This window comes from Streptomyces sp. NPDC045998 (assembly GCF_056430285.1).
The window spans coordinates 356,802-373,368 of record NZ_JBWKLJ010000004.1 but is presented as its reverse complement, the minus strand read 5'-3'; the positions used below and the strand labels follow the sequence as shown (position 1 = coordinate 373,368).

General features: G+C 73.3%; 14 protein-coding genes, 1 pseudogene and 1 riboswitch. Of the genes and pseudogenes, 7 read left to right on the top strand and 8 right to left on the bottom strand.

The features are described 5' to 3' along the window. Positions 1-83 precede the first annotated feature (83 nt). Positions 84-701 carry a hypothetical protein gene (locus tag AC07FJ_RS14800; RefSeq protein WP_479049034.1) on the top strand — a complete coding sequence of 206 codons (618 nt, stop codon included), beginning with the start codon at positions 84-86 and terminating at the stop codon, positions 699-701. Between the two features lie 105 nt (positions 702-806). On the opposite strand, the pseudogene AC07FJ_RS14795 reads toward AC07FJ_RS14800, so the two are convergent. Continuing rightward, positions 807-1,004, bottom strand: a pseudogene (locus AC07FJ_RS14795) (alpha/beta hydrolase); the annotation flags it as partial. A 398-nt stretch (positions 1,005-1,402) separates the two neighbouring features. On the opposite strand from AC07FJ_RS14795, the gene AC07FJ_RS14790 reads away from it, so the two are divergent. Together AC07FJ_RS14790 and AC07FJ_RS14785 are read left to right on the top strand one after the other, a co-directional pair. Further along, the gene (locus tag AC07FJ_RS14790; protein ID WP_479049032.1) at positions 1,403-2,059 is read left to right on the top strand and encodes a hypothetical protein; all 657 of its coding nucleotides are present in this window, start codon (positions 1,403-1,405) and stop codon (positions 2,057-2,059) included. A 229-nt stretch (positions 2,060-2,288) separates the two neighbouring features. After that, positions 2,289-2,561: a hypothetical protein gene (locus AC07FJ_RS14785; protein ID WP_479049030.1), complete on the top strand. Its 273-nt coding sequence runs from the start codon at positions 2,289-2,291 to the stop codon at positions 2,559-2,561. Positions 2,562-2,585: 24 nt separating this feature from the next. Here AC07FJ_RS14785 and AC07FJ_RS14780 read toward each other — a convergent pair whose 3' ends face one another. Beyond that, the gene (locus tag AC07FJ_RS14780) at positions 2,586-4,079 is read right to left on the bottom strand and encodes an alpha/beta hydrolase (RefSeq protein ID WP_479049027.1); all 1,494 of its coding nucleotides are present in this window, start codon (positions 4,077-4,079) and stop codon (positions 2,586-2,588) included. Positions 4,080-4,187: 108 nt separating this feature from the next. Here AC07FJ_RS14780 and AC07FJ_RS14775 point away from each other — a divergent pair, with 108 nt between their 5' ends. Beyond that, positions 4,188-4,352 (top strand): hypothetical protein, encoded by a 165-nt coding sequence (locus tag AC07FJ_RS14775; protein ID WP_479049024.1) that lies wholly within the window; start codon positions 4,188-4,190, stop codon positions 4,350-4,352. A gap of 241 nt (positions 4,353-4,593) precedes the next feature. Here AC07FJ_RS14775 and AC07FJ_RS14770 read toward each other — a convergent pair whose 3' ends face one another. Genes AC07FJ_RS14770 through AC07FJ_RS14760 form a run of 3 tightly spaced genes read right to left on the bottom strand, consistent with a single transcriptional unit; the run spans position 4,594 to position 7,978 of the window. Then, on the bottom strand, positions 4,594-6,108 hold the full coding sequence (locus AC07FJ_RS14770) for a precorrin-2 C(20)-methyltransferase (protein ID WP_479049023.1): 1,515 nt from the start codon (positions 6,106-6,108) through the stop codon (positions 4,594-4,596). Then, the gene (locus AC07FJ_RS14765; RefSeq protein WP_468286420.1) at positions 6,105-6,752 is read right to left on the bottom strand and encodes a precorrin-8X methylmutase; all 648 of its coding nucleotides are present in this window, start codon (positions 6,750-6,752) and stop codon (positions 6,105-6,107) included. Before AC07FJ_RS14765 ends, AC07FJ_RS14770 begins: the two co-directional genes overlap by 4 nt. Then, positions 6,749-7,978: a cobalamin biosynthesis protein CobG gene (locus AC07FJ_RS14760; protein ID WP_479049020.1), complete on the bottom strand. Its 1,230-nt coding sequence runs from the start codon at positions 7,976-7,978 to the stop codon at positions 6,749-6,751. Before AC07FJ_RS14760 ends, AC07FJ_RS14765 begins: the two co-directional genes overlap by 4 nt. A 48-nt stretch (positions 7,979-8,026) precedes the next feature. Further along, positions 8,027-8,149: riboswitch (cobalamin riboswitch) on the top strand. Positions 8,150-8,203: 54 nt separating this feature from the next. On the opposite strand from AC07FJ_RS14760, the gene cobN reads away from it, so the two are divergent. From cobN to AC07FJ_RS14745, 3 genes are all read left to right on the top strand, one after another. Next, complete coding sequence (cobN, locus tag AC07FJ_RS14755; RefSeq protein ID WP_479049018.1) at positions 8,204-11,842, top strand: cobaltochelatase subunit CobN; 3,639 nt, start codon at positions 8,204-8,206, stop codon at positions 11,840-11,842. Then, the gene (locus AC07FJ_RS14750) at positions 11,839-12,558 is read left to right on the top strand and encodes a GNAT family N-acetyltransferase (RefSeq protein WP_479049016.1); all 720 of its coding nucleotides are present in this window, start codon (positions 11,839-11,841) and stop codon (positions 12,556-12,558) included. The genes cobN and AC07FJ_RS14750 overlap by 4 nt, the downstream gene beginning before the upstream one ends. Positions 12,559-12,645: 87 nt before the next feature. Next, positions 12,646-13,827: a DUF418 domain-containing protein gene (locus AC07FJ_RS14745; RefSeq protein WP_479049015.1), complete on the top strand. Its 1,182-nt coding sequence runs from the start codon at positions 12,646-12,648 to the stop codon at positions 13,825-13,827. Here the strand turns inward: AC07FJ_RS14745 and AC07FJ_RS14740 are convergent, their stop codons facing one another. The 3 genes from AC07FJ_RS14740 to AC07FJ_RS14730 form a co-directional block, all read right to left on the bottom strand. Beyond that, complete coding sequence (locus AC07FJ_RS14740; protein ID WP_479049014.1) at positions 13,828-14,766, bottom strand: nucleoside hydrolase; 939 nt, start codon at positions 14,764-14,766, stop codon at positions 13,828-13,830. It lies immediately after the preceding gene. Between the two features lie 101 nt (positions 14,767-14,867). Then, positions 14,868-15,272, bottom strand: a complete 405-nt coding sequence (locus tag AC07FJ_RS14735; RefSeq protein WP_479049012.1) for a hypothetical protein — start codon at positions 15,270-15,272, stop codon at positions 14,868-14,870. A 60-nt stretch (positions 15,273-15,332) separates the two neighbouring features. Further along, on the bottom strand, positions 15,333-16,538 hold the full coding sequence (locus AC07FJ_RS14730; protein WP_479049010.1) for a D-alanyl-D-alanine carboxypeptidase family protein: 1,206 nt from the start codon (positions 16,536-16,538) through the stop codon (positions 15,333-15,335). Positions 16,539-16,567 lie beyond the last annotated feature (29 nt).

The window sequence follows — 16,567 nt, the reverse complement described above, 5'->3', positions numbered from 1 at the left end:
CTTGACGGGGGTCCGGCAGTCACGCTTTCCTGTGGGTCACATCTCTAGAGATGTCTCGGCGCCTGAGAGAGCGGAGTACCTCCATGGGCAAAGCCCCTGAACTGCAAGATCCGGCCGCGCGCCTCGCGGAAGACCTCCACCTCGCCTTGCTGGCTCGCGGATTCCACATCCTCATGCACGCCACGGAGGCCATCCATGGCCGTTCGTACGTACACGTCGAGCCGCTGCGCGACGACGTGGCCGGTCGTCTGCTCGACGTTCTCGGGCCGCCGGCCCTGGCCCGCTCCGACGCCGAGCCCGGGGACATGGCGCAGGCGGCCCTGAAGAACCTTCGCCAAGCACTGTTTGCCGCAGGCCTCACCCTGCCCTCCCTCGGCCTCGACGGCCCCTGCATGGACGGCGGCAAATACCTCGTCACCCTGGGCCGCGCACGTCCGGACGTGGTGGAACGGCTCGCCACTGTCATCAAGCGGGGAGCATCCATGAGGGACCTGGAGGCAGGTGAGCTCGTACGTGACGCCGCCACGGGCAGAGTCGGTCTCTACGTGGAGACCGTGAACGGTCGCCATCGGATCCGCCCCGCCAACGGCGGCGACGCATGGGACGCGGAACCGGAAGACGTCCACCTCGCCACACCCATAAGGGAATTGCGCGCGAAGGCAGCAGAGGCGAACGCACGGAGCCGCGGCGAGGTTCTGTGACGCGGCTGCGCCTTCCTGCGCCACCACGTCGTCGACGCCCTCGTCACCAAGGGCATCGGCCCCTGTGGAGGACTGAGGCGGTTTGCCCGTCGGCCGATGGTGCGGTCAGGTACCAGGGCAGTACGTGTCCCGGTCCGGGCGGTCGCCCGTCAGGAGGAAGTCCGTCACCGCCGCGTCGCCGCAGGCGTTGCCGTTCGCCAGGTAGGAACCGTGGCCGCCCGCGTCGACCGTGACCAGGCGGGCGCGGTCGCCGAAGGACTCGCGCATCTTCAGGGCGCCGGCGTACGGGGTGGCGGGGTGGCGGGGTGGTCTGCGAGCCGGCTGACGAGCATTCGCCACACCGTCGAGTTCCGCTCTGAGTGTCATCCAAACTTTTGAGACCAAGCTCAATAGTCGATATTCACCTGAGGGGAACTTGAGCTTCCGAACCGCGAAGATCGGCCATTCTATTCCCCGGTTTACTCGGTCTGGACGGTCGGAAGGCCCCCGGGGGTGCATGGATGGACATTTCGTCCGGATTGTCCCATCAGGGAATCTGGCCACGCGCTAAAAGCGTCTGTCGGCGGATGTCTGGTCGGGATTACTGTCCATTTCGCCTCCAGGATCTCTGGAGGCGCGGGCACTCCCCAAACGCACACGGTTTCCAGGCCATGACGTGCGCCGGGGGCCGTGCCCGCACCGACCAGCGAAGGAACATGCTAGTGAAGTCAAACCTCGGCCGCATCAGTGCGGCCGCCGTGCTTGTGGTGCTCGGCATCGGCACAGCTGCGCCGGTGGCCGTTGCCTCGACGGCCAGCGAGGACCCGTCGACCGGTGAAGTCCTTGTCGGGGTGGACGTCGAAGGGCAGGAGCTTGAGGAAGACCTGCCCATCCCAGGCGAACCCGAGGACAATGTCGCACCGGTCGAGGACGTGACCGACAAGGTGCCCTACGGCCTTCAGTGCAAGCCCGGTTGGTTCTTCAAGGCAACTCAGAACCCGAGGAACACTATGGACGTCAAGTATCACACCTTCGTCGAGAACAAGACGTCCAGAGCCCTGGAATTCAAATTCACCTCCAAGAAGTCGGGGACTACCGAGATCGGGGGATCGGTGACCCTCAGCGGGGAGATGAAGGTGGTGGTTCTCGGCTCGATCAAGGCAGAGATAAACGTAAATGCCAAGAAGAGCTGGACTTCGGAAACCGGAATCGAGGCCTATGGAAAGGTCCCGGCGAAGAGTACAGCATACGGCGACTACGGAATCTTGAAGGAAAACGTCTACGGCTACAAGTACTACCGCGGTAGCGCCTGTCAGAAGGCGAACAAGCAGTACATGACCGTCTGGGCTCCTTACCGCGAGGGCTGGAGCATTCGCTAGCCACGACAACCGGCCCAGGCGCCTGTCCTCACCCTTAGGAGACCTCTTGCGTCGCTACCTCCTCACCGCTGCCGCCGTGGCCGCGTTGCTCCTCGTCGGGGGCTGCTCCGAGCGGCCTGAGGCGAAGGGGCCGGACCAGGCTCGTCCGACAGCCCCGTCGGGCCGGCCCACACAGGCGCCTTCCGCACCGTCACTCAGCCTGGACCTGCCCCCACGGGCACGGATCCTGGTGGCCGAGACCACGGGTAACGGCGAGAGGGAACTGCCCGCGTTCACCCCGGAGGACGGGGCCTACACGGTCTACGCGGCCTGTGCGGGTAAGGGCAAGGTGTCCATCGGAAGTCGAGACAGCACCGCCAATTCCCACCCGGTCGCCTGCGACGGAGTACGTACCGTGGGGGTCGTTCACGTGGAAAAAGAGGTCCAGCGCCTCGTGGTCCGGGTGGCCGGGGGAACCTCCGAGTGGAAGGTCGCGGTCGTCGCCGGAAGCCACCAGCCCTGACACAGCTGTGCAACCCCCTTGCCGTCAGCTACCAGGGCAGTACGTGTCCCGGTCCGGGCGGTCGCCCGTCAGGAGGAAGTCCGTCGCCGTTGTGTCGCCGCAGGCGTTGCCGTTGGCGAGGTAGGACCCGTGGCCGCCTGCGTCGACCGTGACCAGGCGGGCGCGGTCGCCGAAGGACCCGCGCATCTTCAGGGCGCCGGCGTACGGGGTGGCGGGGTCGCGGAGGTTCTGGAGCATCAGGATGTTGGAGGGGCCTTCGTCGGTGATGCGGGTGGGCTTGTCCGCGGGGGTGTCCTTCCAGAAGGAGCAGGGCGTGATGTTCACCGGCATGCCGGCCGTCAGGGGGTGGCGGGCGCGGTCGGTCGTCACGGCCTGCTGGTGAGCGGGTATCGAGGAGGGCCACCGGACGTCGTTGCAGACGACCGCGATGATGACGGCCGCGTCGGTGTCGCTGAGGGCGCCTGCGACGTCGGGGGTGAGGGTCGGTATCGCCTGGGGGTCCTGGGCGGCGCGGATGAGGCCGGCGACCCGGGTGAAGTCGTGGCTGTTGAGGGCGTTCTGGAGGGACTGGCGCAGGCGGTTGCCGGTCAGGGGGACGCCCGGGGTGGTGGTCGTCCGGGGCGCGTGGTCCAGCTGCGCCGCCAAGGCGAGGAACAGCGGGCGCACGGCCTGCGGGCGGTCCGCGAGGCGCAGGTGCTCCGGGGTCGTGGGAGCCGAGGCCCAGGCCGCGAAGTCCGGGAACCGGTCCTCGGCGCCCCGCGCCATGTTCGCCAGCCAGCCGCGCTCCACGCGCGAGGGGTCGGGGTCGCCGTTGCTGTCCAGGACCCAGCGGTCCGTGCGGTGCGGGTACTTCTGCGCGTACACGGCGCCGACGTACGTCCCGTACGACACTCCCCACGCCGACAGCCGCTCCTCGCCCAGCGCCTCGCGGAACCGGTCGATGTCGCGTACTTCGTTCGCCGTGGTGAGGCTGCGCAGCACCGGGCCGCCATGGCGGGCGCAGGCCTCGGCGACGCGCCGGGAGCGGGTGACGTTCTCGGCGATGGAGCCGTCCGGGGAGGGCCACGAGCGCAGCGTCACCAGGTGCCGGTCCGCCTCGGGCAGGCGGCAGCTCGCGGTGGTGCTGCCGCCCACGCCCCGCGGGTCGAGGCCGACCAGGTCGTACGCCCCGGACAGCTCCTTCCGCAGCGCCTCCCCCTTCTGGGAGAGCATGCGCACCCCGGAGCCGCCGGGCCCGCCCGGTATCACCAGCAGCGTCCCGCGCCGGGCCTCCGGGCGCTCGCTGCGCAGGCGCGAGACGGCGACGGTGAGCTGCGGGCCGTCGGGCTCGCGGTAGTCGACCGGCACGGCCAGATCGGCGCACTCCTGCCCGGGCAGCGCTCCCTTGTGCGTACAGGAGCCCCACGCGAGGGCGGGAGCGGCGGCCCCGGCGGAGGGCGCGGTGAAGGCGGTCAGCGTCGCGGCGACCGCCGACGCGGCGACGGCGAGCGCGAGGGTTCGTAAGGTCCGAGTGGTCATGCCCCGACGATCCCCGACCGGCCTGGTCCTGCCCATCCGGCGGACCCGACAGCCGGTGCGGGGGCCAGCACCAGTGCGACCAGGGGCTTCGCCTGCCACGCTGGGCCCATGACGAAGGAAACCGCCGGCGGCCCCCCGCAGGTCGACGCCGCCACCACTGACGTGCGGCACAAGCTGGACGAGCTCATAGCCGACTTCGACCGGCTCCACGGGCGGACTGATCCCCGGCGCGTGGCCGCCAAGCTCACCGGCGCTGTTCCCGACGCCACCTGACGGCGGCTATCCGGCGCCGAATCGCGCCAGATGCCCCCGCAGCGCCGCCTCCATGTCGTCGACGCCGCCCTCAGCCGGCAGAGGGGACGGCGTCTCCTCACCGTCCTCCACGGCGAGGCTCGACATCCAGCTCCGCGCCGGGGAACGCCTCGCGCAAGGCGTTCCCCAGTGCGGGCAGTGTGGCGCGCCAGGCACCGCCGTCGTCCGCGGGCGGGTAGAAGGCGCCGTGCGGGGCGCGCCGTCACGCCTCCGGGTACCTCCGCGGCGTCCACGCCACCACGCGGCCGTCGCCGGCGCCGGAGCCGTCGGTCCGCCGCACCGCCTGGGTTTGGGAGGAGCCGATCAGCAGCAGGGTGCGCATGTCGACCTCCGTCGGGTCGAGGTCCATCAGCGGCAGGACGCGGACCGACTCCTCCGGGCCGCCGACGTCGCGGGCGACGACCACCGGGGTGTCGGGGGCGCGGTGTTCCAGCAGCAGCTCGCGGGCCTTGGCGACCTGCCAGGTGCGGGAGCGGGAGCCGGGGTTGTAGAGGGCCAGGACCAGGTCCGCCGAGGCGGCCGCGCGCAGGCGCTCGGCGATGACCTCCCAGGGCTTGAGGCGGTCCGAGAGGGAGATCGTCGCGTAGTCGTGGCCCAGCGGGGCGCCCGCCTTCGCCGCGGCGGCGTTCGCGGCCGTGACGCCCGGCAGGACGCGGACCGGGATGTCGAGGTACGGGTCCTGGGAGGCGACCTCCAGGACCGCCGTCGCCATGGCGAAGACGCCCGGGTCGCCGCCCGAGACCACCGCGACGCGGCGGCCGCGCCGGGCCAGGTCCAGGGCGAACTCGGCGCGCTCGGACTCGACCTTGTTGTCGGAGCCGTGGCGCCGCTGGCCCGGCCGGAGCACCGGCACCCGGTCCAGGTAGGTGGTGTAGCCGACGAGGTCGTCGGCGTTCACCAGCGCCCCGCGTGACTCCGGTGTCAGCCACGGCGCGCCCGCCGGGCCGGTACCGACGACCACGACCTCGCCGCCGGTCTCCCGCGCCTCCGGGACCTCCGCGTCGATGCGCGACGGCAGCACCGCCACCGAGAAGTACGGCACGGTGTCCGCGTCGACCGAGGCCAGCGCTTCCGTGCGCTCGCCGGACATGAACGCCCGCTCCACGTACCGGGCGTCCTCCAGCCGGCCCGCCCGCTCCAGCGCGCGCCGCACCGTGGGGAAGGTCCGGCCGAGCTTCATCACGACCGCCGAGTCCGTGGCCGCGAGCCGCGCCGTCAGCTCGTCCTCCGGCAGCGTGCCGGGGATGATCGTCAGCACCTCCTCGGCCTCGCACAGCGGCTCACCGAGCCGCGCCGCCGCCGCGCTCACCGACGTGACGCCCGGGATGACCTCGGTGTCGTAGCGGTGCGCCAGGCGCTTGTGCATGTGCTGGTACGAGCCGTAGAAGAGCGGGTCGCCCTCCGCCAGGACCGCGACCGTGCGGCCGGCGTCCAGGTGGGCGGCGAGCCGGGCCGACGCCTCCTCGTAGAAGTCGTTCAGCGCGCCCCGGTAGCCGCCCGGGTGGTCGGTGGTCTCCACCGTCAGCGGGTACATCAGCCGCTCTTCGATCTGGTCCTCGCGGATGTGTTCCGCCGCGATGGACCGGGCGATCGACCGGCCGTGGCGCGCGCAGTGGTACGCGATCACGTCGGCGGCCGCGATGGCCTTCACCGCCGCCACCGTCATCAGATTCGGGTCGCCGGGCCCCAGCCCGACCCCGTACAGCTTCCCGCTCATGCCTGGATCTCCGCCTCGTGCGCGATCGCGTTGATCGCCGCCGCCGCCATCGCGCTGCCGCCCCGCCGGCCCCGGACCACCAGGGACTCCAGACCGGGGAAGGCCGCCAGCGCGTCCTTCGACTCGGCCGCGCCGATGAAGCCGACCGGGATGCCGAGCACCGCCGCGGGGCGCGGCGCGCCCGCGTCGATCATCTCCAGGAGCCGGAAGAGCGCGGTCGGGGCGTTGCCTATCGCGACGACCGACCCCTCCAGGCGGTCGCGCCACAGCTCCAGCGCGGCGGCGCTGCGCGTGGTGCCCAGCTCGGCGGCGAGGGCCGGCACGGACGGGTCGGAGAGCGTGCAGACCACGTCGTTTCCGGCGGGCAGCCGCTTGCGCGTGACACCGCTCGCGACCATCTGCGCGTCGCAGAGGATCGGCGCCCCGGCGCGCAGCGCCTCGCGGGCGCGGGCGACGACGTCGGGCGTGTAGGCGAGGTCGCGGACGAGGTCGACCATGCCGCAGGCGTGGATCATCCGCACGGCGACCTGGCTCACGTCGGCCGGCAGGCCCGCGAGATCCGCCTCGGCGCGGATCGTGGCAAAGGACTGGCGGTAGATCTCCGCCCCGTCCTTCTCGTAGTCGAACACTCTGCTCTCGCTCATCTCGTCGGTCCTTGTACGGTCACGGTCGTCTGGTACGCGCCTTCGGCGGTCGCCACCACGTCCACCCACGCGACGCCTTGGGGATGGCCGCACCGGCGCGCGCAGCCCGACCAGTGGACCGGCAGGCCGCCGTCCACCGGGCGCGCGTCCGCCCGTACGTCGGCCAGGGCCTTCGCGCAGCCCGGCCGGCCCGTGCAGGCGGTCACGCCGGCCCACGGCGAGTCGGCGCGCGTGAGGAACCCGGCCCGGTCCAGCGCGCGCAGCCGCTCCTCCGCGGCCGCCCGGTCCGGGAAGCCCGGCAGTACGAAACCGCGCCACGGCGTGACCCGCACCTCCTGGGCCGGCAGCAGCGCCCGGAACTGCGCCGTCGTCACCCGGCCCAGCCGGGCCAGCACCGAGACCGTGTCCTCGCCGAGCACCCCGGGCGCGAGAGGTGCGCCCGCCGGGACCACGGCGTCCCGCACGGGCTCCGCCGCGATCGACGCCTGCCGCAGGTGTCCCGCCACGTCCACGTCCTGCCCCGCCGGCAGCTCCCGCACCCGCCACGCGCCCGTGCCCGCCTCCCGGGCCGCCGCGAGGAACGCCTCCGCCGCCGCCAGCGCGGCCCGCGGCGCGTCGGCGCCCGCGACCCGGTACGCGCCCGGGCCGCCGGCCCGCACGAGAGCCGTGCCCGCCGGTTCTGCGAGCAACGTCACATCCGGGGCCAGCGCCGCCACATCCCCCCGGCCGTCGTCCACGGCGAACAGGAAGCGCCCGGACAGCTCCAGCGTCCACTCCTCGGCGCACAGCAGCGCGTCCAGGCGCGCGGCCCACGCCCGCACCTCCGGGCGGGCGAGCGGCGAGACGACCATGTTCCGTACGCGCTCGTGCCGTTCGGACTCCGGCAGCAGCCCGGCGTCCCGCAGCAGCTCCGCGAGGCCGAGCCCGCAGCCCTCGCCGAGGCCCCGCAGTTCGAGGTTGCCGCGCGAGGTGAGGGAGAGGTGCCCGTCGCCGAGCCGGTCCGCCGCGTCGGCCAGCGCCAGGATCTGACGAGGCGTCAGTACGCCGGTGGGGATGCGCAGTCGGGCCAGCGCACCGTCGTCGGCCCGGTGCAGCCGCAGCGCGCCGGGGCAGGCGTCACCACGGTCGCGTACGCGGTCACGGTCACGGTCCCGCGCGCTGTCCCGTATGTGAGCTTCGCCCCGGTCCTGAGGCATGGGTGGGCTGGGCGGCATGGCGGCGAGCATACGCGCAGCCTCTACTATGCAGACGGCACAGGGTCCCAGGGCCCTAGGGAGGAAGCCCGGTGGGAATCCGGCGCGGTCCCGCCACTGTGAGTCCGCCGACGACTCCGCCGACGACTCCGCCGACAACGGAGACGACGGAGACGACGGAGACGACGGACGAGTCAGGAACTCCCGCCACCCACGACCACCCGGGGCGAGGACACCCCGAGGAAGGCCCGGCACGCCGTGATCCTGCTGCTGTCGCACTCCGACACCGACCTGCTGAGCGCCCGCGCGGCCGAAGGCCCGGTCGCGTACCGGTTCGCCAACCCCGCCCGGCTCGCTGCGAATGGGGGTACCTCCCATGCCGAAGGCGATGGGGGAGACCTGCCCGGGCTGCTGGACGGCGCCGACCTCGTCGTCGTACGCCTCCTCGGCGGCATCCGCGCCTGGGAGGAGGGCCTCGACGCCCTGCGCGCGAGCGGCAAGCCGCTGGTCGTGCTGACCGGCGAACAGGCCCCCGACGCCCAGCTCATGGAGACCTCCACCGTCCCCATCGGCATCGCGGCCGAGGCGCACGCCTACCTCGCCCACGGCGGCCCGGACAACCTGGAGCAGCTCGCCCGCTTCCTGTCCGACACGGTCCTCCTCACCGGCCACGGCTTCGAGCCGCCGGCCGCCGCGCCCACCTGGGGCCCCCTGGAGCGCGAGAACCGCACCACGACCGGCCCGACGGTCGCCGTGCTGTACTACCGCGCCCACCACATGAGCGGGAACACCGCCTTCGTCCACACCCTGTGCGACGCCATCGAGGACGCGGGCGGCCAGGCGCTGCCCCTCTACGTGGCGTCCCTGCGGGCCCCCGAGCCCGAGCTGCTGGACACCCTGCGCACCGCCGACGCCGTCATCACCACCGTCCTCGCCGCCGGCGGCACCAAGCCCGCCGAGGCCCAGGCCGGCGGCGACGACGAGTCGTGGGACGCGGGCGCGCTCGCCGCCCTCGACGTACCGATCCTCCAGGCGCTGTGCCTGACGAGCCCGCGCTCCGCCTGGGAGGAGAACGACGAGGGCCTCTCGCCGCTCGACGCCGCCAGCCAGGTCGCGGTACCCGAGTTCGACGGGCGGCTCATCACGGTGCCGTTCTCCTTCAAGGAAATCGACGCCGACGGCCTGCCGGCGTACGTCGCCGACGCCGAGCGCGCCGCGCGCGTCGCCGGGATCGCCGTGCGCCACGCCAAGCTGCGCCACATCCCGAACGCCGACAAGCGCCTGGCGCTGGTCCTCTCCGCGTACCCCACCAAGCACTCCCGCATCGGCAACGCCGTCGGCCTCGACACCCCCGCCTCCGCCGTCGCGCTGCTGCGCCGACTGCGCGAGGAGGGCTACGACTTCGGCACGGACGAGGTCCCCGGCCTGGCCTCCGGCGACGGCGACGAGCTGATCTACGCGCTCATCGAGGCCGGCGGCCACGACCAGGAGTGGCTCACCGAGGAGCAGCTGGCCCGCAACCCGGTCCGCATCCCGGCCGCCGACTACAAGCGCTGGTACGCCACCCTCCCCGAGGAGCTCCGCGAGGGCGTCGAGCGGCACTGGGGCCCGCCGCCCGGCGAGATGTTCCTCGACCGCTCCCGTACCGCCGAAGGCGACCCAGACGGCGATATCGTCCTCGCCGCCCTGCGGCGCGGGAACCTGCTCATCCTCATCCAGCCGCCGCGCGGCTTCGGCGAGAACCCGATCGCGATCTACCACGACCCCGATCTGCCGCCGTCGCACCACTACCTGGCCGCGTACCGCTGGATCGCCACCCCGGCCGCCGACGGCGGCTTCGGGGCGGACGCCATGGTCCACCTCGGCAAGCACGGCAACCTGGAGTGGCTGCCCGGCAAGAACGCCGGCCTGTCCGCCGCCTGCGGCCCCGACGCCGCGCTCGGCGACCTGCCGCTGATCTACCCGTTCCTCGTCAACGACCCGGGCGAGGGCACCCAGGCCAAGCGCCGCGCCCACGCCACGCTCATCGACCACCTGGTGCCGCCGATGGCGCGCGCCGAGTCGTACGGCGACATCACGCGCCTGGAGCAGCTGCTCGACGAGTACGCGCAGATCTCCTCCATGGACCCGGCCAAGCTGCCCGCCATCCGCGCCCAGATCTGGACGCTGATCCAGGCCGCCCGGCTCGACCACGACCTGGGCCTGGAGGACCGGCCGGACGACGACGGCTTCGACGACTTCCTGCTCCACGTCGACGGCTGGCTCTGCGAGGTCAAGGACGCGCAGATCCGCGACGGCCTGCACGTGCTGGGCGGCGCCCCGACCGGCCCCGAGCGCGTCAACCTGGTCCTCTCCATCCTCCGCGCCCGCCAGATCTGGGGCGGCACGCAGTCCCTGCCCGGCCTGCGCGAGGCCCTCGGCCTCGACGAGTCCGCCGCCACCCGCACCACCGCCGACGACGCCGAGGAGAAGGCCCGCGCGCTGGTCGAGGCGATGGAGGCCGCCGACTGGAACCCGGCCGCCGTCGCCCGGGTGGCCGAGGGCCACGGCCCGGACGTGGCGCGGATCCTCGACTTCGCCGCCCGCCAGGTCGTCCCGCGCCTCGCCGCCACCACCGACGAGCTCGACAACGCCGTCCACGCCCTGAACGGCGGCTTCGTCCCGGCCGGCCCCTCCGGTTCCCCCCTCCGGGGCCTGGTCAACGTCCTGCCAACCGGCCGCAACTTCTACTCCGTCGACCCCAAGGCCGTCCCCTCCCGCCTCGCCTGGGAGACCGGCCAGGCCCTCGCGGACTCGCTGCTCCAGCGCTACCGCACCGACAACGGCGACTGGCCCACCTCCGTCGGCCTGTCCCTGTGGGGTACGAGCGCGATGCGCACCGCCGGCGACGACGTCGCCGAGGCGCTCGCCCTCCTCGGCATCCGGCCCGTCTGGGACGACGCCTCGCGCCGCGTCACCGGCCTGGAGCCCATCCCGCTCGCCGAGCTGGGCCGCCCGCGCGTCGACGTGACGCTGCGCATCTCGGGCTTCTTCCGGGACGCCTTCCCGCACACCATCGGGCTGCTGGACGACGCCGTGCGCCTCGCCGCCTCGCTCGACGAGCCGGCCGAGGACAACTACGTACGGGCCCACGCGCAGGCCGACCTCGCCGAGCACGGCGACGAACGCCGCGCCACCACCCGCATCTTCGGCTCCCGGCCGGGCACGTACGGCGCGGGCATCCTCCAGCTGATCGACTCGCGCGACTGGCGCACCGACGCCGACCTCGCCGAGGTGTACACGGTGTGGGGCGGCTACGCGTACGGGCGCGGCCTGGAGGGCAAGCCCGCCCGCGCCGAGATGGAGACGGCGTACAAGCGCATCGCGGTGGCGGCCAAGAACACCGACACCCGTGAGCACGACATCGCGGACTCCGACGACTACTTCCAGTACCACGGCGGCATGGTCGCGACCGTCCGCGCGCTCAAGGGCACGGCCCCCGAGGCGTACATCGGCGACTCGACCCGCCCGGAGAGCGTCCGCACCCGCACGCTCGTGGAGGAGACCTCGCGCGTCTTCCGCGCCCGCGTCGTCAACCCGCGCTGGATCGAGGCGATGCGCCGCCACGGCTACAAGGGCGCGTTCGAGCTGGCGGCGACCGTCGACTACCTCTTCGGGTACGACGCCACGACCGGCGTCGTCGCCGACTGGATGTACGACAAGCTGACGGAGGCGTACGTCCTCGACCCGGAGAACCGCGCGTTCCTCCAGGAGGCCAACCCCTGGGCCCTGCACGGCATCGCCGAGCGGCTCCTGGAGGCCGAGTCGCGCGGCATGTGGGCCAAGCCCGATCCGCAGGTGCTGGAGCAGCTGAAGCAGGTGTTCCTGGAGACCGAGGGCGACCTGGAGGACAAGTGACCGGCGGCGCGGACCTCAGCGCGCACCTCACCGTCTCCGCCGAGGACGAGGAGCTGGACGAGCTCCTCGACCGCGAGCTGACGGCGTTCAACACGGCGGCCACCGGCGCCGACGACCACGCCGACGTGTACGTCCGCGCCACGGACGGCACGACGGGCGAGGTGGTCGGCGGGCTCACCGGCTGGACGTGGGGCGGCCTCGGCGCGGTCGACATGCTGTGGGTGCGCGAGGACCAGCGGGGCACCGGCCTCGGCACCCGGCTGATGCGGGCGGCCGAGGACGAGGCGCGGCGGCGCGGCTGCGCACGCATGACGGTCTCCTCGTACACCTTCCAGGCGCCGGCCTTCTACCGGCGCCTCGGGTACGTCGAGACGGGCCGCGTCCGGGGCGTCCCGGGCGGCCACGTCGACGTGTACTTCGAGAAGCCGCTGGACCCCTCGGCGGCGGCCCCGCCGTTCCAGGTGGCCGTGGTGCTGGACTACCCGGCCGACGCCGTGGAGGACGCCCTCGCCCACGAGGAGCGCACGCTGGAGCTCCTGCCCCGCCATGGCGGCCGGCTGGAGCGGCGGCTGCGCACGGCGGACGGCCGCTCGGAGGTCCACCTGCTGGCCTTCCCGTCCGAGGAGGCCTACCGCGCCTTCCTGGCGGACCCGGAGCGCACGCCGGACGGGCGCGTCACGGCGCGGGTGCTGGAGGTCGGCGAGGTGTACGACTGAGCCGCCGGCGGCTGCATCGTTCGATGTAGTCCCGGTTCGTCCGCGCTCACGACGATTGCGGCGGGGCGCGCCGGAACGATGGAACGCATGACCGACACACTGCGCGCTCCCGTACGGACCGGCACGAAACGGCTCGCCCTCCTCGACGTCCTGCGCGGAGCGGCCATCCTCGGCACCCTCATGACCAACGTCTGGGTCTTCACGGCCCGCGGCGCCGAGTGGGGTGTCCTGCAGGGGAGCCTCGGGCAGGTGACGTTCGGATCCTTCCCCGAGGCCGCCGAGGGGGTGTTCCGGCTGCTGGCGGACGGGAAGTTCCTGTCGCTGCTGACGATCCTCTTCGGCGCCGGGCTCGCCATCCAGTACGCCTCGGCGGCGCGGCGCGGGCAGCCGTGGCCGGGGCGGTACAAGTGGCGGGCGCTGTTCCTCTTCGCGGAGGGGACCGTGCACTTCGTGCTGGTCTTCGCATGGGACGTGCTCATGGGGTACGCGGTGACCGCGCTGCTGGTGGCGTGGCTGCTGACGCGCTCCGAGCGGGCGCGGCGCCGGGTGATGTGGTGGGCGGCCGGTGTGCACCTGACGCTCATGGGCCTGCTGACGGCGGTGCTGGCCACCGCCGACAACGACCCGGGCGGCGCCGGTGGGGACGCGGTCTCCCCGGCCGTCGTCGAGCTGTACGCGCACGGCGGCTACCTCGACCAGGTCGCCTTCCGGCTGGAGAACGCCATCGCCCTGCGCCTGGAGCCGGTGCTGAGCTTCTTCCTCCTGCTGTTCCTCTTCCTGCTGGGCGTACGGCTCTTCCGGGCGGGCGCCTTCGGCGCGGACGAGGCGGCGCGGCGGCTGCGGGCGCGGCTGCTGGCCTGGGGCCTCGGGCTCGGCGCGCCGCTCAACGTGGCGGTGGCGCTGGCCGGTTCCGACTACTTCCTGCTGGGCCGCTACGGCGCGGCGCCGCTCATGGCCGTCGGCTACATCGGGCTCATCGGGGCGCTGGTGGACCGGGCGCGCCGCCCGGGGCCGCTGATGACCGGACTCACCTCGGTGGGCCGGACGGCCCTGTCCGGGTACGTGCTGCAGAACCTGCTGTGCATGCTCGCCTCGTACGGCATCGGCCTGGGCCTGGCCGCGCGGCTGGGCGACTCCTGGCGGCCGTGGTGGGTGATGGGCCTGTGGGCGGTGGTGTGCGCGGTGCTGATGGTGGGCTCGACGCTGTGGCTGCGCCGCTTCTCCCACGGCCCGCTGGAGTCCGTGCAGAAGTGGGCGCTGCGGCGCTGATCAGCGGGCGCCCAGGACGCGTACGGCGTCGACGATGAGGTCCCAGAAGGCGGGGACGTCCACGTCGACGCCGACGTACGCGTTGGGCGCGGCGCCCGTGACCCCGTCGAGGTCGACGACGGTGGCGCCGCGCGTGTGCGTGCCGGTGAGCTCGATGACGACGGGCGCGTGGACGAGCGTGACGAGGCCCGGGTCGATGAGGTGGGCGACGGTCAGCGGGTCGTGCAGCGGCGGGGCCGGGAAGCCGAAGACCTCGCGGTAGGTGGCGCCGAAGTACGTGAGCAGCTCGGTGCACAGGCGGGCCAGCGGCGTACCGAGGGCGTCGATGCGGGCGACGACGTCGGGGGTGGCGAGCGCCTTGTGGCTGACGTTCAGGCCGATCATGGTGACGGGAAGGCCGCTGGTGAAGACGATGTCGGCGGCCTCCGGGTCGGACAGGACGTTGAACTCGGCCGCCGGGGTCCTGTTGCCGCGCCCCGTCGACCCGCCCATCAGCACGATGCGGCCGATCCGCTCGCCCAGCTCGGGGTGGGCGAGCAGCAGCGCGGCGATGTTGCTGAGGGGGCCGGTCGGTACGAGCGTGACGGGCTCGGGGTGCGCGAGGAGCGTGTCGTGCAGGAAGGTCACGGCGTCCCGGTCGTCGACGGGCACGGTCGGCTCCCCGAACCCGGGCCCGTCGAGCCCGGACTCGCCGTGGATGTTCCGCGCGACGATCCCGGAGCCGTGCAGCGGCCCCGCGAGGCCGGCGGCGATGGGCACGCCCTCGATCCCGGCGACGGTGCAGACGCGACGGGCGTTGAGGGTGGTCTTCTCCACCGTCTGGTTCCCGGCGACGGTGGTGATGCCGAGCAGCCGGACGGCGGGGTGCGCGGCGGCGAGCATGATCGCGAAGGCGTCGTCGTGGCCGGGGTCGCAGTCCAGGATCACGGGGACGGGCATGGCGGCGGCCTCCTGACGCGCGTGCGTACGGGACTACGCTCCCGCGTCCGGGGCCGCCGTGTCACGGACCTCCGCGGGACCGCGCCCGGTCGCGTGCCCGCTCACTTCAGCGGCTTGCACACCTCGGTGACCGGCTTGGCGGCGCCGTCGGGCGTGTAGGTGACCCTCTTGCCGTCCTTGTGGAACGTCACCTTGTACTCGCGGTTGCTCTCGCCCGGCTTGAGGATGGCCTGGACGAAGTGCCCGGTGCCGTCCACGACGATCGCCCGGCCCTGGTCGATGAGCACGAAGGCGTTGCCCTGCCGCAGGCCGCAGAACGGCAGCCCCTTGACGCTGGTGATGGCCTCGCCGACGCGGTACGTCGGCGACGGCGTGGGCGCCGGGTGGGGCGCGTGCAGGGCCGCCGGGGCGGAGGCCGGGGCGGCCGCGGCCGGGGCGGAGAACGCGGCGCCCACGGCGAGGACGCCGGCGCAGGCGCCGGTGATCAGGTGGCGGGACACACGCATGGCATCGGTCCTTCCGGGAGGGGCCCCGAGCACGTCATGAGTAGCCCGTTTCGCAGATCATTACTCCAACGGAGTGTCCACGCGCCGCCGCACCCACCACAGCGTGGCCGCCGCGATACACGCCGAGATGACGAAGGTGGCCGGCAGGAAGAGGTGCGGACCGTCGTCCCGCACGGGGGCCTCCGCCCGGGCCCCCGGGGCCGCCGGGGCGCCCGACGCGGCGGGAGCGCCCGCCGCCGCGGGAGCGGCCGACGCCGCGACGGCCGTGGTGTCGGGGCCGCGCTTCGGCGGGGCCAGCAGGGAGCCGACCGGGTGCGCGCGCGGGGCGGTGGCGAAGCCCCAGTCGAGCAGCTTGCGCGCCTCCTCGTAGACGGCGTACGCGCCGCCGGAGCGCGGGTTCATCACCGTGACGACGAGCGTGCGCCCGTCCCGGCGGGCGGCGGCGATCAGGGTGTGGCCGGCGCCGCTGGTGTAGCCGTTCTTCACGCCGAGGATGCCGGGGTAGCGGGCCACGCCGTCGTCGCCGGTGAGGAGCCGGTTGGTGTTGCGGATGCCGTACGACCAGCTGCCCGCCGGGAACTTCGCGTACGGCGTCGCGCAGTAGCGGGCGAAGTCCGGATCGCGCAGGCCCGCGCGGGCGAAGACCGCGAGGTCGTACGCGGACGAGACCTGGCCCGGCGCGTCGTAGCCGTCCGGGGAGACGACCTTGGTGTCGCGGGCGCCGAGCGCCTCGGCGGTGGCCTGCATCTCGCGGACGGTGGCAGCCCAGCCGCCGTTGAGGCCCGCCAGCACGCGCACGGCGTCGTTGCCGGAACTGAGGAACACCCCGCGCCACAGGTCCGCCACCCGGTAGGTGATCTCCTCCTTGATGCCGACCAGGCTGCTGCCGTCACCGATCCCGGTCAGCTCGTGCCTGCTGACCGTGTGCGGTCGCTCCGGCGACAGCCCCGGCAGCGCGGCCAGCGCGAAGAGCACCTTGAGCGTGGAGGCGGGCGGCAGCCGCTTGTGCGCGTCGTGTGCGGCGAGCACCGCACCGCTGCGGGCGTCCGCGACCAGCCACGAGCGGGCGCTCAGCACCGGCGGCCGGGCCACGCCCGGCGGCAGGCGGACCTGGGTGCCGGGACGGTGCAGGAGGGACGCGTCCACGGCCGCGGCGGGGCGCGGCGGGGCGGGCTCCACCGGGAACGGCGGCGCGGCGGGCGGGAGGGCCGGCAGAAGGGAAGGCCCCAGGTAGAGGGCGGCGGCCGCGAGCGAGCTGACGATCATTCAGTCACGTTAAAAAGCCGCCGTCAGCC

Bases quoted from the DNA above. Each gene is read 5' to 3' on its own strand.
- AC07FJ_RS14800 (WP_479049034.1), top strand. From the start codon at position 84: ATGGGCAAAGCCCCTGAACTGCAAGATCCGGCCGCGCGCCTCGCGGAA.
- AC07FJ_RS14780 (WP_479049027.1), bottom strand. From the start codon at position 4,079: ATGACCACTCGGACCTTACGAACCCTCGCGCTCGCCGTCGCCGCGTCG.
- AC07FJ_RS14775 (WP_479049024.1), top strand. From the start codon at position 4,188: ATGACGAAGGAAACCGCCGGCGGCCCCCCGCAGGTCGACGCCGCCACC.
- AC07FJ_RS14770 (WP_479049023.1), bottom strand. From the start codon at position 6,108: ATGAGCGGGAAGCTGTACGGGGTCGGGCTGGGGCCCGGCGACCCGAAT.
- AC07FJ_RS14765 (WP_468286420.1), bottom strand. From the start codon at position 6,752: ATGAGCGAGAGCAGAGTGTTCGACTACGAGAAGGACGGGGCGGAGATC.
- AC07FJ_RS14760 (WP_479049020.1), bottom strand. From the start codon at position 7,978: ATGCTCGCCGCCATGCCGCCCAGCCCACCCATGCCTCAGGACCGGGGC.
- AC07FJ_RS14745 (WP_479049015.1), top strand. From the start codon at position 12,646: ATGACCGACACACTGCGCGCTCCCGTACGGACCGGCACGAAACGGCTC.
- AC07FJ_RS14740 (WP_479049014.1), bottom strand. From the start codon at position 14,766: ATGCCCGTCCCCGTGATCCTGGACTGCGACCCCGGCCACGACGACGCC.
- AC07FJ_RS14735 (WP_479049012.1), bottom strand. From the start codon at position 15,272: ATGCGTGTGTCCCGCCACCTGATCACCGGCGCCTGCGCCGGCGTCCTC.
- AC07FJ_RS14730 (WP_479049010.1), bottom strand. From the start codon at position 16,538: ATGATCGTCAGCTCGCTCGCGGCCGCCGCCCTCTACCTGGGGCCTTCC.